The organism is Streptomyces sp. NPDC018026, from assembly GCF_044327745.1.
GTDB lineage: Bacteria > Actinomycetota > Actinomycetes > Streptomycetales > Streptomycetaceae > Streptomyces > Streptomyces rubrogriseus.
This window is the reverse complement of the sequence record NZ_JBIRFY010000001.1, coordinates 1,213,060-1,231,533: the sequence shown is the minus strand read 5'-3', so window position 1 is coordinate 1,231,533 and position 18,474 is coordinate 1,213,060. Positions and strand designations below refer to the sequence as shown.

Below are 18,474 nucleotides of genomic sequence, written 5' to 3'. Positions count from 1 at the left end.
GGCCCCGGGCCGGACCGCGGGTGTGACCCCTGATGTGACCACGGTGGTGGCAGCGGTCGTCAATCAGAGTCCCGGGGCGGCCGATTGATACAGACTCGAACCTGTGTGGCGTGGTTCCGGAGCACTACCATCCGTGGGGTGACAGCGCGAAACGACTCGGTTCTCGATCTGCTGCCGATGGTGTTCGCCGCCCCGGGCGAAGCGCTGACGCGGGCGGAGGAGTTGCTCGGTGCCGATCCCTCGCCGCTGCACGCCTCGGTCGCCCATCAGGTGATCGGCATCTGGCAGCGGGACTTCGGCGACACCCGGCAGGCCCTGGCCCATCTGCGGCGCGCCCGCGACCTCGCCGCGCGCGCGGACTCGGCCGAGCGGGAGGCGGACGTCCTGGCCACGCTCGGGGTCGCGCTGGTGCACGCCGGGCGTACGCGGGCGGGGCTGGAGGCGTTCGAGCGGGGCGTGGCGCGCGGAAGCGGCCACACGCGCGCGCGGGTGCTGTTCCGGCGGGCCTACGTGTGGTGGGTCCTCGGCCGGCACGGAGAGGCGCTGGAGGACGTACGGCGGGCGATTCCGGTGCTGCGGCAGGCGGACGACGTGATCTGGACGGCGCGGGCGCTGACGCTGCGGGCGACCGTGCACCTGGCGCTGGGCTCGGTGGAGCGGGCGGACGCCGACTTCACCGCGGCGGAGGCGCTGTGGGACACCACGGGCCAGGAGCACGACAAGGCCGACGCGGTGGAGAGCCGGGGTCTGGCCGCCTTCCGGTCGGGTGACGTACCGGCGGCGCTGCGGCTCCTCGACGAGGCGGAGGAGCGGTACGGGAAGCTGGGCACGCCGACGTTCATGCTCACCATCCGGCGCTGCGAGGTGCTGATGGCGGCGGGGCTCGCCACCGAGGCGCTGGCGGAGGCGGACGGGGCCGTGGCGGCGCTGGACGGGATCGGCGGGCAGTCCACCCGCAAGGCGGAGTTGCTGCTGGTGGCCGCGCGGGCCGCCCGGCTGGCGGACGAGCCGCAGACCGCGCTGGCGCGGGCGGCCGTCGCGGTGCGGCTGTTCGCCGGGCAGCGGCGCACCTGGTACGAGACGCACGCCCGGCTGGTGCTGATCGAGGCCCGGGTCGCCACGGGGCGCGGATCGGGCCGGCTGGTCGCGGACGCGGCGGCCGTGGCGGAGCGGCTGGCGGCCTTCGGGGCTCCGGCCGCGCCGGAGGCTTCGCTGCTGGCGGGCCGGATCGCGCTGGACCTCGGCTGGACCGCGGACGCGGAACGGCATCTGACGGTGGCCGCGCGCAGCCGGCACAGCGGGCCGCCGCTGGCCCGGATGACGGGCTGGGCGGCGCAGGCGCTGCGGGCGCGGGCCGCGGGGTCGGCGCGGGGCGTCCTGGAGGCCTGCCGGCGCGGTCTGGACGTCCTCGACGACCACCGGATGACGCTGGGCGCCTCGGAGTTGCGGGCCCGGGCCACCGCACAGGGCGCGGAGCTGGCGGCGCTGGCGCAGCGGGCGTCGCTGGACTCGGGCGGGCCGCGGCGGCTCCTTGGCTGGAGCGAGCGCTGGCGGGCGACGGTGCTGTCGGCGCCGCCGACCCGGCCGCCGGCCGATCCGGTGCTGCTGACCGCCATGACGGCGTTCCGGGAACTGGCCGCCCGCGCGGAGGAGGCCCGCACGGACGGCGGCCGGCCCGCTCCCGCGCTGGAGCGCGAGCAGCGGCGCCTGGAGCGGGAGATCCGCTCCCGCACCCTGCACATGCGGGGCGAGGCACCCGGCGACGGCGACCGGTTCGACGTGGGGCGGCTGCTGCGGCGGCTGGGCGACGAGGTGCGGCTGGTGGAGCTGGCGGTGCTCGACGGGCGCGTGCACGTGCTGCTGTGCGGGCAGGGCCGGGTACGGCGCTTCGAGGCCGGGCTGCTGGCCGAGGCGGAACGGGAGGCCGAGCACGTTCAGGCCGGTCTGCGGCGGCTGGCCCATCCGGGTGCCGAGGCACGGCTGCCCCTGGTGGAGGCGGCCGGTGCCCGTCTGCAGCACCTGCTGCTGGGGCCGGCCGCGGCCCACCTCGGTTCGGGCCCGGTCGTCGTGGTCCCGCCGGGCCGGCTGCACCGGGTGCCGTGGGCGCTGCTGCCCGTACTGCGGGAGCGCGTCCTCAGCGTGTCGCCGTCGGCGGGCAGCTGGCTGCGCGCGAGGGACACCGCTTCCCCGCCCGGCGGCCGCCAGGTCCTGGTCCGCGGCCCCGGCCTGGCGAGCGGCGGCGCCGAGGTGCCGGAACTCGCCGAGCGGTACGCGGGGGCGCGGCCACCGGGGGGCGGACGGGAGCGCGGTGGCCCCGCGGAACCTGCCGGAACGCCTTCAGTGCCGCCCCAAGGCGGGCGGCGCCCGGGGAACCACGGCGAACCGACCGGGCCGCACCAAGTACCACCGCAGGCCGCGCCGGACCGCGGCGACCACGCGCCGTCGGCCGGAACACGCCGAGTGCCCTCGCAGGGCGGTCCCTACCGCGGCGACCGCGGGCGGCCCGCGGGGGCGCTCGCGGTACCGCCACGAGGTGGGTGGGAGCGTGGGGGACGGGGAGAGCCGACCGCGGACGGCGGCGGGAGTCGGGCTTCGCTGCTCGTCGACAGCGCCGGCGGGGCGGTCGTCGGCGAGGAGGCCGTCGGCGGGGCGGCCGACGCCGCTCCGCGGACGCGTCCCGGTGCCCCCGGCGCCGGCGCCGCCGCGCGGGGCAAAACCGTCGTGCTGGAGGGCGACGAGGCACGGGTGCCCGGCGTGTTGCGGGAACTGGACGGGGCCGCGTTGGCGCACATCGCGGCGCACGGGACCTTCCGAGCCGACAGTCCGCTGTTCTCGTCGCTGCGGATGGCCGACGGGCCGCTCATCGTGCACGACTTCGAGCGGCTCGACCGCAGCCCGTACCGGATCATCCTGCCCTGCTGCGACACCGCGCGCTTCGCCTCGGTCGGCGCCGACGAGTTGCTCGGCCTGGTCACCGCGCTGCTGCCGCTGGGCACGGCCGGGGTGGTGGCGTGCACCGCGCCGGTCAACGACGCCGCGGTGGTGCCCCTGATGCTCGCGCTGCACAAGGGGCTGGACACGGGCCTGTCCCTGGCGGAGGCGCTGCGCGACGCGCGGGCCGCGCTGCCGGGCGACGCGGTGCACCAGGCGACGGGGTGGGCCTTCACGGCGTTCGGGGCGGCCTGAGCCCGCCCCGGTACCCGGCCGCCGGGTCAGGCGGGTTGGGGCTCGGGCAGTTCCATGAGCCACGGCAGGGCGCCGCGGTCGCCCGCCCCGAGGCGGGTGTAGGCGCCGTAGAGGTGGTTGCCGACGGTGCGGACGGAGAGGGTCAGCCGCTCCGCGATCTGCCGATTGCTCAGGCCCGCGGCGGCGAGCGTGACGATCTGCCGCTGCCGGGCGGTGAGTTCGCCGAGCACCAGACCGGACAGCGCGGGGGTACGGGCGCCCTGGCAGCGCCGGGCGAGGGCGGCGGCCCGGGTCCGGGAGGTGCGGGCGGCCCTGGGGTCGCGGTGGACGGGGACCGCCTGGGCGCTCGCCTCGGCCGCGAACAGCAGGAATCCGCGCCGCTCCAGCTCCTCGGCGACCCGGTCGAGGGCGGGGCCGTCCTCGCGCGCGAGGGCGTCGGCGTGCGCGGCGAAGACTCCGGTCAGACGGCCCGCCGCCCGCTCGGGCGCGCCCAGCCGGACGGCGTCGTACGGGTCGCCCCGGCCGGCCGTCCGGACCGCCTCGTCGAGGTCGCCGCGTGCGGCTGCCGCCCAGGTGACGGCGGCGGCCTCCGCGCCGACCCGGGCGCCGTCGCCCGACTGCGCGGTGGTCAGGGCGAGTTCGGTGCGGCAGTCCGGGTCGCCGTGGTGGGTCCGCAGGCCCTCGCGGGCCCAGGCCGCGGCCTCGCGCAGCCGTCCGCGCAGCCGCGCGAACCGGGCCCGCAGCGCCGCGTACGAGGTCGGCAGCGGCACTCCCTCGGCGACCAGCCACTCCCCCACGGGGGTCTCCAGCGCCCGTACGTCGGCCTGTTCGATGCGCCGGGCGAGCGCGGCCCGCTCCGCCTCCAGGGCGGGTCCGGTCCGGTCCGGGGTGCGGGCGGCCAGGCGCCGGGTCCGCAGTCGGCCCGCGGCGGCGCGCAGCACCGGGCCGTGCAGGGGGTGCGCGAGACGGGTGGCGCCGTGCTCGTCGACGGTGACCAGGCCCTCGGCCTCCAGGTTCTCCAGGATCCGTACGTCGAGGAGGTCCAAGTCGAGGGACGGGGACGGGGACGGGGGCAGAGGCGGGGACAGGGGCAGCGACAGTGCCAGGGGCTCGGCGAAGGCGAGGCGTTCGAGGGTCTCCCGCTCCCCGGCGCCGGTGCGGTCGAGGACGTGGGCGGTGCGCTCCCGGACCGCCGGGGTGATCGGCACCGGTCCGCGCCACGCCCACTGGTCCGTGTCCGGCACCGGCACGAGCAGGCCGTCCTCGCGGACGGCGGTCAGCAGTTCGCGCAGCAGCCGCAGGTCTCCCCGGCACAGGCGGTGCAGCCGGTCGACGGTGAGCGGCTCCAGGACGGTGTCCGCGCCGGCCGCGAGCAGTTCGGCGGTCTCCTCGCGGGGCAGCGGTTCCAGGGCGAGGCGCGGCAGCAGCTCACCGGACCACAGCCGGGACACCGCGTCCGGTACGCAGGTGCCGTCGGTGGCGACGACCAGGAGCCGGGTGCGGCCGTGCACGGCGAGCTGGTGCACGAGGGCGGCGGAGGCGGCGTCGAGCAGGTGCGCGTCGTCGACCAGCAGCAGCCGTACGCCGGACAGGAGGTGTACCGCGCGGTGCAGGGTGACCTTCTCGGGCAGCAGGTGAGCGAAGGCGGCGAAGGGGATGTCCCGGGTCTCGGGCGTCCCGGCGGCGCGGGCGCATTCGGTGCCGCGCACGGCCTCCGTCACCAGCCTGGTCTTGCCCGCGCCCGCCGGGCCCGTCACCACGAGGCCGCCCCGTCCGCCCGCCACGGACCTGCGCACCAGCTCCAGTGCGTCCGCCCGCCCGGTGAACGGCCAGGGGGTCTCCAGCCTCTTCGCGTCCCGCAGAGAAGTCGTCACGGCAACATGAGTCGGCATACTCATCCCTGATACAGGGTGACTTGAGTACCCCCCGACTCAGGCGCCGGGGCCGGGCCGGACGGCACCCTGATGACCATGACCGCACGCTACTGCTCGCTCGCGCGGCAGCCTGCCCCGGTGCTTCCGCCGGGGCTGGCCGTCGAGCGCGTCGCCGCGCTCGTCGGCGGGCAGCGGATGTGGGTCAACGCCACCGTGCTGCACTACTGCTTCCTCGGCGGCGACACCGACGCCTCGGTGGTCCAGATGCCCGGCACCGGGCGGCCGCGGCGGGGTTCGTGGGCGGGGACCGAGGAGCAGCGGGACGTGGTGCGCGACTGCTTCCGGGAGTGGCGCGACCTCGGCATCGGGCTCGGTCTCGAAGAGGTCCGCGACCGGTCCGAGGCGGAGCTGCGCATCGGCTTCCAGCCCGGCGACGGGTCCTGGTCGGCGGTCGGCAAGGACGCGCTCGGGGTCGGTCTGAACGACCGTACGATGAACTTCGGCTGGGATCTGACCGCACCGGGCGAGCGGGCGACGGCCCTGCACCAGATCGGGCACGCGCTCGGCATGCTGCACGAGCACCAGAGCCCGTTCGCGGGCATCCTGTGGGACGACGAGGCCGTCTACGCCGAGCTGGCGGGCCCGCCCAACCACTGGAGCCGGGAGCGGACCTTCCACAACATCCTGCGCAAGCTCGACGGCGACGAGGCCAACGGCCCGGTCTGGGACCCGCAGTCGATCATGGAGTACCCGTTCTCCTCGGGCCTGATACTGGAGCCCGAGCACTACCGTTCCGGCCTGCGCCCGCCCGGTACGCTCTCCGCCGCAGACAAGGAGTTCGCCCTGCGCTGGTACCCGCCCACCGGACGGCCCGGTCCGCTGGTGCCGTTCCGCTCGGTGCCGCTGGGTCTCGGGCCCGGCGAGCAGGCCGACTTCCGCGTGGATCCGCCGGAGACCCGCGAATACACCGTGGGCACCTTCGGTGACAGCGACGCCGTCGTCGTCGTCTTCGAGGAGCGGGACGGTGTGCCCCGCTACTTCGCCGGACAGGACGACGGGGGGACCTCCCGCAACGCCACGATCAGGGCCCGTTTCGTCAAGGGCCGCCGCTACGTCGTCCGGGTGCGCCTGTACTCCTCGTGGGGTGCGGGCGAGACGGCGGTCATGTACTGGTGACCGCGCGGCTCACAAGCACCCGTGCGCCGTGGCCACAGACCGGCGCCGGGGGCCGGCCGCGGCGCGCCGCCTTCGGGGGAGGGCGACGCGCCGCGGCACACGCCGTGTCCGCCGCTGGGGGGCGGCGGGCACGGCACTGGTGCGGTTCCTGTCGCGTCAGGCGCAACGGCCCGTGAGGGGGCTGAAGGCCGGGTGGGCGGACAGCCGCCGGACGTGGGACCACAGGGCGGGGTGATCGTCCGCGAGCCGCGGGGTGTCGCGTCGGACGAGCGCCGCCCACACCTCTACGTCGGCGGCGGACAGCCGGTCGCCGACGACGTGGGAGTGCGCGGTCAGGCGCCGCTCCAGGAGATCCAGCACAGCGGGCAGCGCCGCGGGGTCGGCGGCCCGGGCGCACAGTTCCTCGACGGCGGCGACGGCCGGCTCCGCGCCGCACGGATACAGCACCGGTCCTGCGGCCGGGGTGAAGGACCGGGCGAGGTCGCGCATGATGTCGCGCGCGTGCGTGCTCACGATCCGGCCCGACCAGCCGTCGCTGAGCACCGGTGCCACGGCCGGTCCCCGGTAGTGGTGCGCGCTCGCCTCGTACAGCGGCCGCAGGGCGGAGTACCCGCCGTCGGGACAGTCGGGGTGCGGGTCCAGGAGGGTCACCGGACAGATCTCGTCCAGGCCGAGGAGTCGGTGCACGACGGCGATGCCCAGACAGTCGTCGTGGCCGGTCGAGAGGTGGAGGCGGTAGCGGCGCGGCACGGCGTAGTGGCCGCTGCGCGGGTCGCGGCCGATCCGGCCGCGGAAGGCGGGGGCAGGGACGAGCGGTGCGACGGTCATGGTTCTCCCCGGGTGTTTCCCTACCTAATCACTAGGATTACTGGGGAAGTGTCGACCGGGCGCCGAAGAGGCGTCAAGAGGGTGTCCGCCTGCCGGTCAGGGCCGTGGCGACGCCCCCGCGCCCGCGCGCAGCCCGGGGGCGCTCAGGACGAGGCGTGGGCGGCGGCGGTGCCGGTGACGCGGATCAGGTCGAGCTTTCCGGCGTCGCTGCTTCCGGCAGCCGCCGTGTAGGTGACCATGCGCAGGTCGGCGCCCGGGACGACGAGGACGTCGCAGTCGAGCACGATGTCACCGACCTGCGGGTGTCGCATGGTCTTGCGGTCCGTCGTGTGCTGGGCGGCGGCCGTCTGTGCGGACCAGTACCGGGCGAACTTCGGCGACTCGGCCCGCAGGTCCCGTACCAGGCGCTGGAGACGGGCGTCCGCGGGATAGCGGCCGGCGGCGTCCTTCAGGTCGGCCACGATCGACACCTCGAAGGCGTCCTGCCCGCGTTCGGACCGTACGGGAAGCATCGACGCGCGGGCCGGGCCGTCGCCGAACAGCGCGCGGACGAGGCTGCGTTCGCCGGCCGGCAGCAGCGCGGGGTCTCCGTGCAGGGCGCACCAGGTGGTGTTCCACCACACCAGGGTCCAGTCGGCGGTGAACACGCCGATCGGGACGTCGCCCAGGCGTGCGGCGAGCCGTTGGACACTCGCGGGCACATGGGTGCTGACCTGGCCGTCCTGCGGGGGCAGCAGCCCCGCGCTGCGGTAGAGCAGGTCGCGTTCCGTGCGGCTGAGCTGGAGGGTGCGGGCGAGGGCGGCGACGACCTGTTCCGACGGGTTCTTGGCGCGTGACCGTTCCAGACGCAGCACGTAGTCGACCGATATCCCGGACAACTGGGCGAGTTCCTCGCGGCGCAGGCCGGGGGCGCGGCGGCCGGCCGTCACGGTGATCCCGGCGTCGGCCGGGGACAGCCGGTCGCGCCAGGCGCGCAGCAGCGCACCGAAGGAGGAGTGGGAGGGCGTCATGGGTCCATTGTCGCCCTTGGCGGGTCGATCAGCCTGGGTACTGCCAGTCCCCGGGACGGAGCATGCCCTGGTTGTCCCCGGCGCGGCCGGAGACATTGGTGGTGCGTCCAGTAGGGCGCACACCGGCTGACCGGCCAAGGAGGCCCCCATGAAGCACACCGTCGTCATGACCGGCGCGAGCCGCGGTATCGGCCGTATCGCGGCCCAGGACATCCTGCGCCGCTCCCCGGACACGCACCTGGTCGTCGTCGCCCGCGGCGGCGCCGACGCGCTGGCCGCCGAACTGGGAGCGCGGGGGCAGGCCGTCACCCCGGTCGAGGCAGACCTCGGTTCGCTGGACAGTGTGCGCTCGGCCGCCGCCGGGATCAGCGGCCGGCTCGCTCGCGGTGAACTGCCGCCCCTGCGCGGTTTCGTGGGAAACGCGGGCATGCAGTACACGAACGCGCTGACTGAGGGGCCCGACGGCTTCGAGGCCACCTTCGCGATCAACGTGCTGGCCAACCACGTACTCGTCCGAGCACTCGAAGACAGCTTCGTCTCTCCCGCCCGAATCGTGATCACCGTCAGTGACACGCACTTCGGGGATCTCAGGCACAACATGGGTATGGTGCCGGGACCCGTCTGGACCGACCCGGACCGGCTCGCCCGCACCGGCGCGTTTCCCAGGCCGGACACCACCACCGCCGGACGCACCGCCTACTCGACCAGTAAGCTGGCCGCGATCCACCTGGTTCACGAGTACGCGCGCAGACTGCCGGCCGGAGTCGACGCCGTGGGCTACAACCCCGGATTCGTCCCAGGCACCGGCCTTGCCCGCAACGCCGGTCCGGTCGCCCGGTTCGCGATGCGGCGTGTCATGCCGGCGTTGACCCTCACGCCGTTCGCCACCAGCCGCACCGCGGCCGGGCGTCACCTCGCCGATCTCGTCCTCGGCGTCACGGAGGCGCCCAGCGGCTCCTATGTGGACCGGGACCGCACCGCCCCGTCCTCGGCGGAGTCCTACGACCGGCGGCGCGAGCAGGAACTGTGGGAAACCGTCGAGCGGCTCACGACCATGCGCCGAAAGGAAGGTCCGGTTTCGGACACCTCCGAAACCGGACCTGATCTGCGACTGTCTCCAGTCGGGACGACAGGATTTGAACCTGCGACCCCTTGACCCCCAGTCAAGTGCGCTACCAAGCTGCGCCACGTCCCGGTGTGCGATCCGGGTTCGCCGTGATCGCGCTGGTCAAGCCTACCCCATGCGTGCGGTGGGGCGGAGTCGCCTCGTGCTTCTCGGCGGCGCACCGGATGGGACGATCACATCGCGAGACGTCTTTGCGTCAGGCCGCCCACCAGGCGTTGTCTCGCACGGTGCGAACCGAAAGTACTGCGAACAACGAACGCGAAGAACACCTCGGTGACGACGTCGGCGGCGACCGCTCCGCGCGGCGTGCCGTGACCGTCTTCCCGGTCCTCGTCCTCCTGGCCGGTGCCCTCGGGCTGCTGCTCCCCGGCGGCTTCACCGGGTGGAGCGAGGCGGTGCCGTACCTGCTGGGCGTCGTGATGTTCTGCATGGGCATCACGATGACCCCGGAGGACTTCCGCGGAGTCGTGAAGCGCCCCTGGGCGGTGGCGCTCGGGCTCGTCGCGCACTACGTCATCATGCCGGGGCTCGGCTGGGCGATCGCCCACCTGCTCGACCTGCCGCCGCAGCTCGCCGCGGGCGTCATCCTGGTGGGCTGTGCGCCCAGCGGCACAGCCTCCAACGTGGTGACCTACCTGGCCCGCGGCGACGTCGCGCTGTCCGTCTCCGTCGCGACCGTCTCCACGCTGGTCGCGCCGCTGGTCACCCCGCCGCTGACGCTGCTGCTGGCCGGCGAGTACCTGCCGGTGGACGCCGGGTCCATGGTCACGGACATCCTCAAGACGGTGCTGCTGCCGGTCGTCGCGGGCGTCGTCGTACGGCTGCTCGCGGGGCGGTACGTGCAGCGGGCGCTGCCTGCGCTGCCCTGGCTGTCCGCGCTGACGATCTCCGTGATCGTGGCGGTCGTCGTGGCGGGCAGCGCCGACGCCATCAAGTCGGCCGCGGGGCTGGTGTTCGTCGCCGTCCTCCTGCACAACGGGCTCGGTCTGGCCCTCGGTTACGGCGCTGGGCGCCTCGGGCGGCTGGGCGAGCCCGGCAGTCGTGCCATGGCCTTCGAGGTCGGCATGCAGAACTCCGGCCTCGCCGCGTCGCTGGCCACCGCGCACTTCAGTCCGCTGGCGGCGCTGCCCGCGGCGGTCTTCTCCGTGTGGCACAACGTCTCCGGCGCGGTGGTGGCCGCGTGGCTGTCGCGGCGGGGGCGGTGACCTGCGGCCGGCCAGGGTGCGGTCCTCCTCGGTACGGCCCTGGGCGACGAGACGATTTCAGCGATGATCATGCGACCGGTGGAGTGCCGTGGGTGTGGAACGACTCGATCGTCTTCAGCCCCCAGGCCTGGCCCTTCGCCCGCTCCTCCTCGGTCCAGGTGATCAGCGGCCAGTCCGGGGCCAGCACCAGGCGGGTGAGCGGGTTGCACAGTTCGATGCGGTTGCCGCCCGGCTCGTAGACGTAGAGGAAGAACGTCTGCTGGATGGCGTGCTTGTGCGGGCCGGTCTCGATGAACACGCCGGTGTCGATGGCGAGGTCGGCGGCGCGCAGGATGTCCTCGCGGGTGTCGGCGGCGAAGGCGACGTGGTGCAGCCGCCCGGAGGAAGCGGTCCAGTCCTCCGTGTAGACGACGTCGTACGACTTGTTCGTGAAGGTCAGCCAACGGGCCGCGATCTTCCCCGAGTCGAGCCGGATCTGCTCGGTGGGCCGGGCCCCCAGGAGGTGCTCCTGGAACTCGGCGCAGGCCAGTACGTCGGCGGCGAGGAAGTTGACGTGGTCCAGGCGGCGCACGCCCACGCCCCGGTTGGGTCTGGCCTGCGGCTGGTTCTTGAGGGCGGGCCGGAGGTCCTCGGGTGCCCGGTAGTGCTCGCTCTCCCAGTACAGGGCGTGTTCGTGCCCGTCGGGGTCGGTGGTGACGTACAGCTTGCCGAGGCCCGGTTCGTCCTCGACCCAGGTGCCGGGCCGCCCCGCCGCCTCCAGGGCCGCGACCCTGCGCCGGAGCGCTTCCTCGCCGGAGGTGCGCAGGGCGAGGCGGCCGAGGCCGGGCTGCTCGCGGGCGGTGAGGACGAGGCTGTGGTGCTCGTAGTCGTCGAAGGTGCGCAGGTAGACGGTGTCGCCGTGCTGCCCGTTGACGGTCAGGCCCAGGAAGTCCGTGCAGAAGGCGACGCTCGCGTCGAGGTCGGGCGTGAAGAGCTGGGCGTGGCCGACGTGGGCGATGTCACCGAGCGGCGGAGTCATGGTGGCCTCCAGGACGTTGTGCGGGGAACGGTGCCATCGCGGCGGACCGGGGGAACACAGTGCCGTCGAAGATCTTGCGCGCGGTGCGTACGACGGCGGTACGCCGGACCACGAGCGGGCCCGGGTCGAGCCGGACGTCCACCTCCAGGAAGCCGGTGGGGTGTTCCACCCGGACCCGGTCGCCGGACGGGGCGAGGCGGGCGATGCCCTCCCCCACGCCGCCGGGGACCCGCAGCCCGGCCGCGACGCTCGCGGCGCCCAGGACGCCGATGGAGGTGTGGCAGCGCACCGGGATGAACGTGCGGGTGGTGACCGCGCCGCCGTCCCGGGGCGGGGCGAAGAGGGTCAGCTTGGGCACGGTGACGCCCTCGACGTCACCGAGGCCCATCAGGTGCCCGGCGGCCGGCCGGATCTCGCGCAGGCGTGCGGCGAGTGCCGCGTCCGCCTCCAGCTCCGCCGGTGTCTCCTGCCCGGTGACCCCGAGCGCGGCGGCCGGGATCAGGACGACCGGCATGCCGTTGTCGACGCAGGTCACCTCGGTTCCGGCGACGGTGTCGCGGACGTTGCCGGTGGGCAGCAGGGGGCCGGTGCCCTGCGGGAACTCGATGACGACCGCGGCGGCGGTGCCGGGCACGCCGGATATCGCCGTGTCCCCGTCGTACTCGACGCGCCCGCCCGGGGTCGGGAAGGTCGCGACGGCCGGTTCGCCGGTGTTGAGCATGCGGATGCGTACGGAGGTCTCGGCGTCACCGGCGGGCACGAGCCCGCGTTCGACGGCGAACGGGCCCACCCCGGCGAGGATGTTGCCGCAGTTCTGCCGGTCGGTGACCTCGGGGGTGTCCACGGCGACCTGGAGGAACAGGTAGTCGACGTCGGCGTCCGGGTCGGCCGAGCCGGAGACCACGGCGACCTTGCTGGTCAGCGGGTGCCCGCCGCCCAGGCCGTCGATCTGCCCCGGGTCGGGGCTGCCCATGCTCCGCAGGAGCAGGTCGTCGCGGGCGGCGGGGTCGGCGGGCAGGTCGTCGGCGAGGAAGTAGGCGCCCTTTGAGGTGCCGCCGCGCATCAGCGTGCAGCGCACGCACTCGGGCCCGGTCACGGCTGTTCCCCGGCGGTGTACTCCTCGTACGACCGGTAGGTGACCCCGAGTTCCTTCAGCTTCTCGCGCAACCCGTAGCGGTCCAGGCCCAGTTGGCCCTCCAGGAAGGCAGCGCGGGCGCCGGCCTCCTTCACCTCGCGGGCCTCGGACGCCTCGGCGGCCTGCCGGGCCTTCTCGCGGGGGACGACCACGACGCCGTCATCGTCGGCGACGATCACGTCACCGGGGCGGATCACCTGGCCGTCGACGGCGACCGGCACGTTGACCGAGCCCCCGGTGGCCTTGACCGTGCCCTGTGCGGAGACGGCCCGGGACCAGGCCGCGAAGCCCATGTCGCGAAGCTCCTGGGTGTCGCGGATACCGGCGTTGATGACCAGCCCGCGCACGCCGCGCCGCTGGAGCGCGGTGGCGAACAGCTCGCCGAACATGCCGTCGGTGGAGGGGGAAGTGGTGGTGACGACCAGGATGTCGCCCTCACCGCACTGCTCCACGGCGGCGTGGATCATCAGGTTGTCGCCGGGCCAGCTGAGCACGGTGACGGCGGTGCCCGCGACCCGTACGCCCTGCTGGACGGGGCGGATCCCGGGCCCGAGCAGTCCGGTGCGGCCCATGGCCTCGCTGACGGTGGCCACACCGTGGGCGGCGAGTGCCTCGACGTCCTCGGCGGCGGCCCTGGGCGGGTTGGTGACGACGACGCCGCTCATGCCAGCTCCTTCGCGATCTGGGGGTAGGGGCGCATGAAGGCCTCGGCCATGGTCCGGTGCGCCAGGCCCAGGTTGGGACCGGCGTTGCGCTTGAGCTGGACGCCCCGGCGGACGGCCAGGTCGGTGTAGTAGTCCCACAGGTGCCGCTGGGCGGCGAGGCACTCCATCGCCTTGCGCTTGGTCTCCCACACCTCGGTGATGTCGAGCAGCACCTCGGGGCGGAAGCCGCTCATCTCGGGCTGGTGCGGCTCGAAGTAGAAGACCGGCGGGGCGCCGATGATCTCGCCCTCGGCCGGGTACCCGATGGCCTGTGCGAGGACGCGCGCCTGAAGTGCCATGCGGTTGGCGGCCGGGTGGTCGCCGTTGTAGGGGTCCTCGACCGGGTGGGTGAGCACGACGTCGGGCTGGGTGGCCCGGTACACCTCGACGAGCCGGTCGGTCAGCTCCGGGGTGACGGTCAGCGGGTAGTCACCGGCGTCGAAGAAGCGGACCTCGGCGCCCAGGGTGGCGGCGGCCTTCTCGGCCTCGTCCCGGCGCAGCGCCTTGATCTCCGCCAGCTTCTTGCCCTCCCGCCAGGCCTTGGCGGACTCGCCGCGCTCGCCGAAGGTGAGGCACGCGATGGTGACCTTCTCCCCGCGCGAGGCGGCCAGGGCGACGGCGCCGCCCGCCCGCCACACGAAGTCCCCCGCGTGCGCGGTGACGACGAGGGTCGAGCGGGGGACGGTGGCGGGCGCGTTGCCGTGCGTCATGGGTGACTTCTCCTTGGTGGACAGGGGCGCCCGCCTCGGTGCCGTGCCCTCCGGCGCGTGTCTCCGGCGCGTGTCTCCGGCGCGTGTCTCCGGCGTGCGTGTCAGTCGCGCAGCGCCTCGATCACGCTGGTGAGGTGGGCCCGGACGGCCGCCTCGGCGGCCTGCGGGTCCCTGGCCTCGATCGTCTCGATCATGGCCAGGTGCTCGTTCAGGGATTGCTGCGGGCGTCCCGGGCGCAGCGCCAGCTGGAAGCGGTGCCTGACCAGTTGGGCGTTGAGCCGTTCTAGCAGTTCCACGGCCGTCAGCTGGCCGGAGAACTCCCGGATCCGGGCGTGGAGTTCGTGGTTGAGGTCCGAGTAGGTCAGCGGCTCGCCGTCGGCCACGGCCTTGCGCATCGCCGAGCCCAGTTCCTTCAACCGGGCGATCTGCCCGTCGTCGACGGCGGCGGCGGCCTTGGCCGCGCACAGCCCTTCGAGCACCAGGCGGCACTCGGTGATGGCCACGGCCTCCTCCACGGTCACCACCCGCACCCGTGAACCGCGGTTGCGGATGCGCTCGACGAGCCCCTGGGACTCCAGGTCGATCAGCGCGGCCCGGATGCTGGCCCGGGTCACGCCGAACCGCTCCGCGAGTTCGTTCTCCACCAGCCGCTGGGCGGGTGCCATGTCGCCGCGCAGGATCGCCTGCCGCAGCTGGCCGAGCGCAAGCTGTTTGGCCTGCTCCCCGGTGCCCGGACGGGCTTGGTTCGGCATGGTTGCCCTCCCTGGGTGAGTGCCTGTCGAACGTAAATCCAGTCAAACAGGATTGTCAACAATTTTGTTGGCGTTATTCGATTCGGCGGAGCCGAGTTTGTCCTGTCAAAAGGTTGACATGATGGCGAAGCCCGCCGAGGGTGGCCTGGACAGATCACGGACAGGTCCGAAGAGGGGCTCGCATGGTCCAGGCACTCGGTGTCGCCGTCGTCGGTTTCGGCTGGATGGGCCGGGTGCACACCCAGGCGTACGCCCGGGTCCGCCACCACTATCCGCACCTCGCACTGCGCCCCGAACTGGTGACGGTCGCCGAGGAGGTGCCGGGGCGGGCCGAGGAGGCCGCCGCGCAGTTCGGGTTCGCCTCGACGACCCGCGACTGGCGCGAGGTGGCGGCGGATCCGCGGGTCCACGCCGTCAGCATCACGGCCCCCAACTTCCTGCACCGCGAGATCGCCGTCGCGATGGCCGGGGCGGGCAAGCACATCTGGGTGGAGAAGCCGGTCGGCCTGTCCGCCGACGACGCGCGGGCGGTGGCCGACGCGGTGGCCGAGGCGGGTGTGCAGGGCGCGGTGGGCTTCAACTACCGCAACGCCCCCGCCGTGGAGGCCGCCCGTGACCTGATCGCCGCCGGGGAGATCGGCACCGTCACGCATGCCCGCATCCGGCTCTTCAGCGACTACGCCGCCCACCCGGAGGGCGCGCTGACCTGGCGCTACGAGCGGGAGCGCGGTGGCAGCGGGGTGCTCGGCGACCTGGCCTCGCACGGCGCGGACCTGGCCCGTTTCCTGCTCGGCGACATCGCGTCGCTGGCCGCCGACACGGCGGTCTTCCTGCCGGAGCGGGCCCGCCCGGCCGCCGCCACCGCCGGTCACGCGCGGGCCGCGGGCGGCGAGTTGGGCCCGGTCGAGAACGAGGACTACGTCAGCTGCCTGCTGCGCTTCGCCTCCGGCGCCCGCGGAGTCCTGGAGGCCTGCCGGGTCTCCGTCGGCGAGCAGAACAACTACGGCTTCGAGGTGCACGGCACCAGGGGCGCGGTGTTCTGGGACTTCCGCCGCATGAACGAACTGCGCGTCAGCCGCGGCACGGAGTACCAGGACCAGCCCGTGAGCACCGTGTACGTCGGCCCAGGGCACGGCGAGTTCGCCGCCTTCCAGCCGGGCGCCGCGAACGCCATGGGCTACGACGACCTGAAGGTGGTGGAGGCGCACCGCTTCCTGCGCTCGATCGCGGAGGGCACCCCGTACGGCGCCACCCTGCCGGACGCCCTGTACAGCGCGGCCGTACTGGACGCGATGGCCCGGTCCGCGGAGCACGGCGTCTGGGTCGGCCCCGAGACGTCCGGGTGACGGCGCCGGGCGTCACCCGGTCGCGGTGCCGAAGGGCGTGTCGGACGGCATGTTGTAGGGCGTGACGACCTGGATCGCCGACGGCCGCGCCGGACCGGCGGGCGGCAGGGCGCCGTGGGCGCGCATCACATGGCGGCAGGCCTCGCGCAGGTCCTCGCGCAGGTCGTGGTGGAGGACGACGGACAGGCGCCGCTCGCGCAGCAGCCGGGTGTTGTCCTGGTCGAGGTCGTGGGCGACGAACACGTCGCAGGTGCGGCCGAGGTCCTCGAAGGCGCGCAGGGTGGCGATGTTGCCGCCGCCCATCGAGTAGACCGCCCGGATGTCCGGGTCCCGTTCGAGCGCGGCCCGCACCAGGTCGTACTGGGTGGCGTCCAGGCCCTGCCCCTCGGCGATCTCGACGAGGGCCCGGCCGGGGTGCCGGGCCCGCATGGCGCCGCGGAAGCCCATCTCGCGTTCCTCCTCGTTGCGGAAGAAGCCGCTGCTGAGGCTGGTGAGGACGTTGCCGGGGCGGTCGCCGAGCCACTCGCCCATGAGGTAGGCGGCGGTCGCGCCCGCGGCCCGGTCGTCGATGCCGACGTAGGCCACCCGGAGGCCGGCCGGCAGGTCCGTCGCCAGGGTGACGACGGGGACGCCCGCAGCGGTCAGCCGGCCGACGGCTGCGGTCACCTCGGGGACGTCCGGGGCCTTGAGGATCACTCCCTGGGAGCCCCGCCGGGCGATCCGGTCCAGGGTCGCCGCCAGTTCCCGGGCCGGGCCCGTCTCGCGGAAGTGGAACCGGCAGCGCACCACCGCCGGGTGCAGCGCGGGCAGTTCGGCCTCCAGCGCCGCACGCACGGCGGTGGAGAAGCGCTCCGGCGCCTGCATCACGATGTCGCACATGAACGTGCGGCCGACCAGCCGGACCTGGGTGCGCTGGCGGTCCAGGTCGGCGATGGCCCGTCGGACCTCGTACGCGGTGCTCTCGCGCACGCCGCCGCGGCCGTTGAGCACCCGGTCGACGGTGGCCTCGCTCAGGCCCGCCTGCCGGGCGATCTCCCGGATCGGGAAGGGGTGCCCCATGACCGGCTCCTCTGCTTCCTCGCGGCACGCGCTGAGGGGTTTTTGATGGCTGCCTGCTGGTTGTTCGACGCGTTTGTCAGGACAAGAATGACAGCACCGCGTCGCCCCTGTCAGCGAAAGGACGACGATGTCCGCAGCGCCCGTCCCCGCCCACCGCTCCCGGCTGTCCGCAGGCGACTGCGACCTCGACGCCTTCCGCGAACTGGTCGAGCGGCCGACCGACCCGGCCGCCCACCCGCGGGCCGCCGCCGTGGAGCAAAACGTCCCCGTGTACGACGCCGGAGTGCTGCGCGACGACGCGGGGACGGCGGCCGAACTCGTCCACGCCCTCGCCGACGGCCCCGGCATCGTCGTCCTCAAGGGCGCCTTTCCGGACCCGGCGGTGGTCGACCGGGCCACCGCGGTGTTCGACGCGCTGATCGACGTGCAGCGCGCCTCGGGCACCGCCGCCGGTGATCACTTCGCCGCGCCGGGCGCCAACGACCGGGTGTGGAACGCCCTGGAGAAGACGGCCCTGCGCGATGCGGAGGCGTTCGCCGACTACTACGCCAACGACGCCCTGGCCCTGGTCGCCCGCGCCTGGCTCGGCCCCGGCTACCAGGTCACCTCCCAGATCAACGTGGTCAACCCGGGCGGCGCCGCCCAGACCGTGCACCGCGACTACCACCTGGGCTTCCTCTCGGACGAGGCCGCCGCCGCGTACCCGGCGCACGTGCACCGCCTGTCCCCGGTGCTCACCCTCCAGGGCGCCGTCGCACACTGCGACATGCCCGTGGAGTCGGGGCCCACGATGTACCTGCCGCACTCCCAGAAGTACGAGAGCCCGGCTACCTGGCCTGGCGGCTGCCGGAGTTCCGGGCCTACTTCGAGGCGCGTCACGTGCAGTTGCCGCTGGCCAAGGGCGACGCGGTCTTCTTCAGCCCCGCGTTGTTCCACGCGGCGGGCACCAACCGCTCCGCGGGCATCCGCCGCATGGCCAACCTGCTGCAGATCTCCTCCGCGTTCGGCCGGGCCATGGAGACCGTGGACCGGGAGGCGGTGGTGGACGCCGTCTACCCGGTGCTGCTGAGGCGGAAGGCCGAGGGCGCGGGCGAGCGGTGGCTGGAGCACGTGGTCGCCGCGAGCGCGGAGGGGTACCCCTTCCCGACCAATCTCGACCGCGACCCGCCGGTCGACGGCCTGGCCCCGCCCTCCCAGGCGGACGTCGTACGGCGGGCGCTGCGCGAGGAGTGGACACCGCAGGCGCTGCGCGCACGGCTGCGGGCGGGCCACGCACGACGACAGAGCCGGTGACCGGGGGCGTGCGGGGCGCGGGCCGCGGCACGAGGACCCCACACCACGAGCA

Annotated in this window: 14 protein-coding genes, 1 tRNA gene and 1 pseudogene; 6 read left to right on the top strand and 10 right to left on the bottom strand. The window is 74.2% G+C overall.

The features are described 5' to 3' along the window. Nucleotides 1-177 precede the first annotated feature (177 nt). The gene (locus tag ACH4D3_RS05105) at nt 178-3,186 is read left to right on the top strand and encodes a CHAT domain-containing protein (protein ID WP_398316661.1); all 3,009 of its coding nucleotides are present in this window, start codon (nt 178-180) and stop codon (nt 3,184-3,186) included. 26 nt (nt 3,187-3,212) lie between these two features. On the opposite strand, the gene ACH4D3_RS05100 is transcribed toward ACH4D3_RS05105, so the two are convergent. After that, nucleotides 3,213-5,084: a LuxR C-terminal-related transcriptional regulator gene (locus ACH4D3_RS05100; protein WP_398316413.1), complete on the bottom strand. Its 1,872-nt coding sequence runs from the start codon at nt 5,082-5,084 to the stop codon at nt 3,213-3,215. Between the two features lie 72 nt (nt 5,085-5,156). On the opposite strand from ACH4D3_RS05100, the gene ACH4D3_RS05095 reads away from it, so the two are divergent. Then, complete coding sequence (locus tag ACH4D3_RS05095) at nt 5,157-6,236, top strand: hypothetical protein (protein ID WP_398316411.1); 1,080 nt, start codon at nt 5,157-5,159, stop codon at nt 6,234-6,236. 156 nt (nt 6,237-6,392) lie between these two features. Here ACH4D3_RS05095 and ACH4D3_RS05090 read toward each other — a convergent pair whose 3' ends face one another. After that, nucleotides 6,393-7,064: a glutathione S-transferase C-terminal domain-containing protein gene (locus ACH4D3_RS05090; protein WP_398316409.1), complete on the bottom strand. Its 672-nt coding sequence runs from the start codon at nt 7,062-7,064 to the stop codon at nt 6,393-6,395. Nucleotides 7,065-7,207: 143 nt separating this feature from the next. Further along, nucleotides 7,208-8,074, bottom strand: coding sequence for a helix-turn-helix transcriptional regulator (locus ACH4D3_RS05085; protein ID WP_398316407.1), 867 nt, complete (start codon nt 8,072-8,074; stop codon nt 7,208-7,210). A gap of 148 nt (nt 8,075-8,222) precedes the next feature. Here ACH4D3_RS05085 and ACH4D3_RS05080 point away from each other — a divergent pair, with 148 nt between their 5' ends. Further along, the gene (locus ACH4D3_RS05080; RefSeq protein ID WP_398316405.1) at nt 8,223-9,230 is read left to right on the top strand and encodes an SDR family NAD(P)-dependent oxidoreductase; all 1,008 of its coding nucleotides are present in this window, start codon (nt 8,223-8,225) and stop codon (nt 9,228-9,230) included. On the opposite strand, the gene ACH4D3_RS05075 is transcribed toward ACH4D3_RS05080, so the two are convergent. Beyond that, nucleotides 9,196-9,269 (bottom strand) — tRNA-Pro (locus tag ACH4D3_RS05075). The genes ACH4D3_RS05080 and ACH4D3_RS05075 overlap by 35 nt on opposite strands. 158 nt (nt 9,270-9,427) lie before the next feature. Here ACH4D3_RS05075 and ACH4D3_RS05070 point away from each other — a divergent pair. Beyond that, on the top strand, nt 9,428-10,405 hold the full coding sequence (locus ACH4D3_RS05070; RefSeq protein WP_398316403.1) for a bile acid:sodium symporter family protein: 978 nt from the start codon (nt 9,428-9,430) through the stop codon (nt 10,403-10,405). 67 nt (nt 10,406-10,472) lie between these two features. On the opposite strand, the gene ACH4D3_RS05065 is transcribed toward ACH4D3_RS05070, so the two are convergent. The 5 genes from ACH4D3_RS05065 to ACH4D3_RS05045 form a co-directional block, all read right to left on the bottom strand. Next, nucleotides 10,473-11,423, bottom strand: coding sequence for a VOC family protein (locus ACH4D3_RS05065; protein ID WP_398316401.1), 951 nt, complete (start codon nt 11,421-11,423; stop codon nt 10,473-10,475). After that, nucleotides 11,404-12,519 carry a 4-oxalomesaconate tautomerase gene (locus ACH4D3_RS05060; RefSeq protein WP_398316399.1) on the bottom strand — a complete coding sequence of 372 codons (1,116 nt, stop codon included), beginning with the start codon at nt 12,517-12,519 and terminating at the stop codon, nt 11,404-11,406. Before ACH4D3_RS05060 ends, ACH4D3_RS05065 begins: the two co-directional genes overlap by 20 nt. Further along, nucleotides 12,516-13,223, bottom strand: a complete 708-nt coding sequence (locus ACH4D3_RS05055; RefSeq protein ID WP_398316397.1) for a 4-carboxy-4-hydroxy-2-oxoadipate aldolase/oxaloacetate decarboxylase — start codon at nt 13,221-13,223, stop codon at nt 12,516-12,518. Before ACH4D3_RS05055 ends, ACH4D3_RS05060 begins: the two co-directional genes overlap by 4 nt. Next, nucleotides 13,220-13,972, bottom strand: coding sequence for a PIG-L deacetylase family protein (locus ACH4D3_RS05050; RefSeq protein ID WP_398316395.1), 753 nt, complete (start codon nt 13,970-13,972; stop codon nt 13,220-13,222). Before ACH4D3_RS05050 ends, ACH4D3_RS05055 begins: the two co-directional genes overlap by 4 nt. A 101-nt stretch (nt 13,973-14,073) precedes the next feature. Continuing rightward, complete coding sequence (locus tag ACH4D3_RS05045; protein WP_398316393.1) at nt 14,074-14,724, bottom strand: GntR family transcriptional regulator; 651 nt, start codon at nt 14,722-14,724, stop codon at nt 14,074-14,076. A gap of 182 nt (nt 14,725-14,906) precedes the next feature. On the opposite strand from ACH4D3_RS05045, the gene ACH4D3_RS05040 reads away from it, so the two are divergent. Further along, the gene (locus ACH4D3_RS05040; RefSeq protein WP_398316391.1) at nt 14,907-16,070 is read left to right on the top strand and encodes a Gfo/Idh/MocA family protein; all 1,164 of its coding nucleotides are present in this window, start codon (nt 14,907-14,909) and stop codon (nt 16,068-16,070) included. Between the two features lie 12 nt (nt 16,071-16,082). Here ACH4D3_RS05040 and ACH4D3_RS05035 read toward each other — a convergent pair whose 3' ends face one another. After that, nucleotides 16,083-17,129: a LacI family DNA-binding transcriptional regulator gene (locus tag ACH4D3_RS05035; protein ID WP_398316389.1), complete on the bottom strand. Its 1,047-nt coding sequence runs from the start codon at nt 17,127-17,129 to the stop codon at nt 16,083-16,085. Nucleotides 17,130-17,256: 127 nt separating this feature from the next. On the opposite strand from ACH4D3_RS05035, the pseudogene ACH4D3_RS05030 reads away from it, so the two are divergent. After that, a pseudogene (locus tag ACH4D3_RS05030) lies at nt 17,257-18,422 on the top strand (phytanoyl-CoA dioxygenase family protein). The last annotated feature ends 52 nt before the right edge of the window (nt 18,423-18,474 follow it).